Genomic DNA, 5,874 nt, shown 5'->3' with positions numbered 1-5,874 from the left:
GTATAGTGCATCGCCGCGATGCCAATGCCGAGCACGGCGCCACCGACGAGATAGTGGTCGATGCCGGTGCGCACGGTTGCGATCCATATCCCAGCGGCCGTCAGAAGAACGGAAACCGCCAGCGAAGCGACCGAAAGCTCGGCGTTGTAGGCGTTGGGTATTCCCGGCGTGAAGGCGATCATGGCGATGAAATGCGTCGCCCAGATGCCAAAGCCGGTGGAAGCGGCGGCAATCAGCAGCCAGGCATAACGGTTCCGGCTGGTCGATTGCACGACATGGCGGAGCAGATTGACAGCGGTGAAACAAGAAATTCCACAAATCAGCGCGGCCAGTGCGACCAGTCTCAGATCGTGCTCGTTCACGATACAATTATAGACGGTCAACATCTTGCTTCACCTGATCTTCCCACATCAATCAAGGCAACGGAATTGATTAGGGCCCGGCAGCTGAAGAATCGGTTATGCCGCCCGCAACCGCTGCGTGCGTCCCAGGTTGTATCTGTCAGGGAGGCCATGCCTGGAATCATTGGGCCGAGCCAGCGGGAATTGGTCGATCCTGAAGGCCGTCACTTCACCCGCACCGTGACCACCAGCGCCTCGTGGTCGGCGCTCGGGCTGCCGTCCGGCAAGACCGCCGGCAGCGTCGCGGGTGCGCTTGCCGAAAGGCCGCGGGTGAAGAACCAGTCGATATGGCCGGCGGGCGTCAGGTCGCCGGCCGCGCGCCGCTGCGTCGGCTTGTCGAAGGCGTTGGCCTCGCGCCAGTCGTAGCCACGCTCGGCAAACACCGCGAACAAGGGCTCATGACGCTCCGGGCACATCAGCCGGTCCGGTTCGGCGGCGATGCGCTTTCGCCACGCGTCTGGGTCGTCATTGCGTTCGGGATAGGTGGCGGTGAGCGTGTTGAAGTCGCCGCCGATGAGAACAGGCGTTTCCGCATCATATCTGTCGATGGCATCGAGCAGATGGCGGGTCTGGTCGGCGCGGCCTGCTGGCGTGGTGCGGTTCTCGAGATGCACCGAAACGACGGTCACACGGCGGTCGCCTAACATCACCTGGCCGCCGAGCGCCATGCGGCCGCCGATGCGTGGCTGGCCGTGCTGCGGCAGGAACCAGGCGCCAGCGGCGTCGAAGCGAACGAGAAAAGGCCGCAGCAGCGGAACGGTGCTGGTTATGGCGTTGCCGTGGAAGCCCTCCGCATTCTCGGCGCCGCCATTTGCCGCCTGCTCCGTCTCATTGCCGGTGCCGAGTTCGAGGAACTCGACGCCATAGGCGTAGGAATGGCCCAGGCGATCAGCAAGCCGGCTCAAAAGATGGCCGTTGCCGGAGCGCGCCATGCCCTTGTCGACTTCCGACAGCAGCACGACGTGTGGCGCCTGGCCGGCGATGATTTCGGCGATGGCATCAACGTGGCGCAGCCGCTCGACATTCCAGGCCATGACGGTCAGGCTCTCACCGGCGCTTTCACGCGAAGCCTTGCCGCCGATCTCAATCTCGCCGAGGGCGGGAACGGCGGCGGCGTGGCGCAGATGGGTGGCGCTGTCGCGCGGCCCGTCCCGCATGGCGTTGCGGACGGCGACGGGCACGTGCGTGAGCTGCGGAACCAGCATGTCTTGTCTCATTCAGTTAGCCGGTTAATCAAAGAGGTCTTTTCACCGCTTGGCGGCGCCCTAGCTACCTGATCAGGATGACGTTTCGTTGAATCGCCATCCTGATCCAATTCTTTGTTGGAGCATGATCTTGTCCGAAAACCGGTTCCCACTTTTCGGGATCATGCTCTAGAGCGCCGATGTGACGTTTTCATGCCGGCGCTGCCGCTGCCAGGGGAGGAGAGACTGGCTGTCCACAGGGGCTTCGGGCCCACAACAGAACTGTCACATACCTTCTCTATGAGAGCGGGCAAGGACTTGCGCAAAACCCTTGTCACACTGCCACTCAAGAGGGAAGACCATGACGATCATCAAGCGGGGCTTTGCTGCCCTTGCCGCCAGCGCGCTCAGCACCGCGCTTGCGGTTCCTGCTATTGCCGAGCCGGTCAAATTCGATTTCTGGTTCGGTCTTTCGGGCGATCTCGCCCGCGTCGTCGACACGCTGTGCAAGAACTTCAACGCTTCGCAGAAGGACTACGAGGTCGTTTGCACCAGCCAGGGCAATTACGACGCCACGCTGCAGAACACGATCGCCGCCTTCCGCGCCGGCAAGCAGCCCACCGTCGTCCAGGTCTATGACGTCGGCACCGCCACCATGATGCTGTCGGGCGCCTACAAGCCCGCCGACAAGCTGATGGAGGAGAACGGCTACAAGATCGACTACAGCGACTATTTCCCCGGCATCGCCCGCTATTACGCGACGTCGAAGGGCGAGATGCTGTCCTTCCCGTTCAACTCCTCGACGGCGCTGATGTACTGGAACAAGGACGCCTTCGCCAAGATCGGCAAGACCGAGGCGCCGAAGACCTGGGAAGATGTCGGCGCCGACCTCAAGGCGCTGAAGGACGCCGGCTATGACTGCCCGATGGCGATCAACATCTCGGCCAACGAAAGCTGGCAGCTGATGGAGCAGTTCTCGGCGCTGCACAACCAGCCGATCGCCACCAAGAACAACGGTTATGACGGCCTCGATGCGCGTCTGGAAGTCAACAAGACCAAGTTCGTCCAGTATGTCACCGACTTGAAGAAGTGGTATGACGCGGGTCTGATCAAGATCAAATCCAAGGATCTCGGCCAGGACATGGTGCAGGCCTTCGCCACCGGCACCTGCCAGGTCATCCTGACTTCGGTCGGCGACCACGGCACTGTCGGCCGCACCCAGAAGGAAGGCATGAGCTGGGATGTCGCCGAGCTGCCGGTCTATGCCGGCACCGAGCGCAAGAACTCTTTGGTCGGCGGCGCCTCGCTGTGGGTGCTGTCCGGCAAGTCGGACGCCGAATACAAGGGCGCGGCCGCCTTCCTCAACTTCATCCACGACCCCAAGACCGCTTTGTTCTGGTCGACCAACACCGGCTATATCCCGGTGACGAAATCGGGCTTCGATTTCATGAAATCCAACGGCTTCTACGACAAGGCGCCTTATAAGGGCCGCGAGGTGGCCATCGCCAGCCTGACCGCGTCGGAGCCGACCGAGATCACCCGCGGCATCCGCCTCGGCAACTTCACCCAGATCCGCGCCGAGTTCGGCACGCAGATGCAGGCGATCTTCGCCAACAAGGTCAGCGTGCAGGAAGGCCTCGACACCCTGGTCAAGAACGGCGACGCCATCCTCGATCGCTTCCAGCAGACCTATCCAGGTAAGACCCTGCCCTGATCCCGGATAGCGCAACGGCCGCCCGTCGAGATTCGACGGGCGGCCATTTCATATCTAGTTTGTCCCGCGAAGGCGGGCTGATGGATTCCACTGCATCGGCGGATCGATGGAAAAACGCGTCACTTTCGGCAGATGGACGATCGGCATCCTGTTCGCGGTGCCGCAGCTCATCCTGATCTTCACCTTCTTCTACTGGCCGGCCGGCCAGGCGGTCTACTGGTCGCTGACGCTGCAGCAGCCCTGGGGTGGCGGCAACATCTGGGTCGGGCTCGACAATTTCCGCTCGATCCTCGCCAATGCCGACTACTGGAATTCCATCACCGCCAGCATGATCTTCGCCGGGATCAGCACGGGCCTGGCGATGGTCATCGCGCTGGTGCTCGCCGCCCTGACCGACCGGCAGCTCGCCGGCTCGTGGCTCTATCGCGTGGTGCTGATCTGGCCTTACGGCATCGCCGCGCCGGCGCTGGCGCTGGCATTTCGTTTCATCCTGGCGCCGGAAGCCGGCTTCATGGCCGTCGTCAACAAGGTTTGGCCGGGCTTCTGGGACCCCGGCCTCGACGGCGCCGACGCGATGGCATCCGTCATCATCGCCTTTTCCTGGAAATATGTCGGCTACAACTTCATCTTCTTCCTCGCTGCCTTGCAGGCGATCCCGCGTTCGCTGATCGAGGCGGCGGCGATGGACGGCTCCGGCGTCATCCGGCGGTTCTGGGACATCCAGTTCCCGCTGATCACGCCGACGATCTTCTTCCTGCTGGTCATCAACATCACCGAGAGTTTCCAGGATTCCTTCGGCATCGTCGACATCATGACCGCCGGCGGGCCGGCCAATGCCACCAATCTGATGGTTTACAAGATCTATTCCGACGGCTTCAAAGGCCTGGATTACTCCGGCGCGGCCGCGCAGAGCATCATCCTGATGCTCTTGATCATCGCGCTCACCATCGTCCAGTTCCGCTTCATCGAGCGGCGCGTGCATTATCGTTGAGGCGGGCCATGGTCGAGCGCACTCCGATCCTCAATTTCTTCACGCATCTCATCCTGTTCGCCGGCTTCGTCTTCTGCGTGGCGCCGTTCGTCATCGTGGCGATCGCCGCCTCGCACAATCTGAAGGACGTCAACGACGTGCCGATGTCGCTGCTGCCGGGCAGCGATTTCTGGGTCAACATCAAGACGGCCTGGACGACGGCCGATCTCGGCCCGAAGCTGCTCAATTCCTTCATCATGGCGTTTGGCGTTGCCGCCGGCAAAGTGATCATCTCGGCGCTCACCGCCTTCTCGATCGTCTATTTCCGCTATCCCGGCCGCATGCTGATCTTCTGGCTGATCTTCATCACGCTGATGCTGCCGCTCGAAGTGCGCATCGTGCCGACCTATGCGGTGGTCGCCAATGTGCTCGAGCCTTATCAGACGATAATGGACCTAACAGGGCTGTCCTGGCTGATCGAAAAGGTGTCTGGGGTTCAGGTCCAGCTCAGCCTGGGGCTGCTCAATTCCTATAGCGGCCTGATCCTGCCGCTGGTCGCGACCGCCACCGGCACGTTCCTTTACCGCCAGTTCTTCCTGACCGTGCCGGACGAATTGACCGAGGCGGCGCGCATGGACGGGGCCGGCGCGCTGCGCTTCTTCGTCGATATCCTTCTGCCGCTGTCGCGCAACAACATGGCGGCGCTCGGCACCATCATGTTCCTGTGGGCCTGGAACCAGTATCTGTGGCCATTGCTCATCACCACCGACCAGTCGCATGCGATGGCGGTGACCGAGTTGAAGCAGCTCATCCCCAATGTCGGCGGCGCGCCGGAATGGCATATCGCCATGGCTGGCACACTGATCATCATGCTGCCGCCTATGATCGTCGTGGTGCTGATGCAGCGCTGGTTCGTGCGCGGCCTGATCGCCACCGAAAAATAAGGAGACAGGAAATGGCCTCCATCACCATTCGCGGCGTCAAGAAGAACTATGCCAAGACGCAGGTCGTGCACGGCGTCGACCTCGACTTCGCCTCGGGCGAATTCGTCGTCATCCTGGGACCCTCCGGCTGCGGCAAGTCCACGCTGCTCAGGATGATCGCAGGGCTGGAAGAGATATCCGACGGCACGATCGCCATCGACGGCACGGTCGTCAACAAGCTCGAGCCGCGCGAGCGCGGCTGCGCCATGGTGTTTCAGAATTACGCGCTCTACCCGCATATGAGCGTGGCGCAGAACATCGGCTATTCGCTGAAGGTGGCCGGCGTTCCGTCGGCCGAACGGACCCAGCGCATCCAGGCGGTGGCGCGCGTCCTGGAACTGGAGCACCTGCTCGACCGCAAGCCGATGGCGCTGTCCGGCGGCCAGCGCCAGCGCGTCGCCATGGGCCGCGCCATGATCCGGGAGCCGAAGGTGTTCCTCTTCGACGAGCCGCTCTCCAACCTCGACGCCAAGCTGCGCGTGCAGATGCGTTCGGAAATCCGCAAGCTGCACCGGCGGCTCAATGCCACCTCCGTCTTCGTCACGCATGATCAGGTCGAGGCGATGACACTGGCCGACCGGCTGGTGGTAATGAATGGCGGCCGCGTCGAGCAGGTCGGCAC

Annotated in this window: 6 protein-coding genes; 4 read left to right on the top strand and 2 right to left on the bottom strand. The window is 62.4% G+C overall.

Going from position 1 to position 5,874, the window contains the following annotated elements:
- Both EOA27_RS18690 and EOA27_RS18685 read right to left on the bottom strand, forming a co-directional pair.
- Positions 1-386, bottom strand: a 386-nt coding sequence (locus tag EOA27_RS18690) for an MHYT domain-containing protein (protein WP_281059440.1), incomplete at its 3' end; no start/stop codon positions are given.
- Positions 387-565: 179 nt separating this feature from the next.
- Positions 566-1,606: an endonuclease/exonuclease/phosphatase family protein gene (locus EOA27_RS18685; RefSeq protein ID WP_127256868.1), complete on the bottom strand. Its 1,041-nt coding sequence runs from the start codon at positions 1,604-1,606 to the stop codon at positions 566-568.
- Positions 1,607-1,946: 340 nt separating this feature from the next.
- On the opposite strand from EOA27_RS18685, the gene EOA27_RS18680 reads away from it, so the two are divergent.
- The 4 genes from EOA27_RS18680 to EOA27_RS18665 form a co-directional block, all read left to right on the top strand.
- Entirely contained in the window at positions 1,947-3,299 is a 1,353-nt protein-coding gene (locus tag EOA27_RS18680) for an extracellular solute-binding protein (protein WP_126081040.1), read from the top strand.
- A gap of 106 nt (positions 3,300-3,405) precedes the next feature.
- Positions 3,406-4,290, top strand: coding sequence for an ABC transporter permease subunit (locus EOA27_RS18675; RefSeq protein ID WP_126081041.1), 885 nt, complete (start codon positions 3,406-3,408; stop codon positions 4,288-4,290).
- Between the two features lie 8 nt (positions 4,291-4,298).
- On the top strand, positions 4,299-5,213 hold the full coding sequence (locus EOA27_RS18670; protein ID WP_126081042.1) for an ABC transporter permease subunit: 915 nt from the start codon (positions 4,299-4,301) through the stop codon (positions 5,211-5,213).
- A gap of 11 nt (positions 5,214-5,224) precedes the next feature.
- On the top strand, positions 5,225-5,874 hold a 650-nt coding region (locus EOA27_RS18665; RefSeq protein ID WP_127256866.1), incomplete at its 3' end, for an ATP-binding cassette domain-containing protein.

Origin of the sequence: Mesorhizobium sp. M2A.F.Ca.ET.037.01.1.1, assembly GCF_003998075.1 — a bacterium.
In the GTDB taxonomy this organism is placed as follows: Bacteria; Pseudomonadota; Alphaproteobacteria; order Rhizobiales; family Rhizobiaceae; genus Mesorhizobium.
Note: the sequence above shows the minus strand (reverse complement) of the source record. Positions and strands in the feature narration are given on the sequence as shown.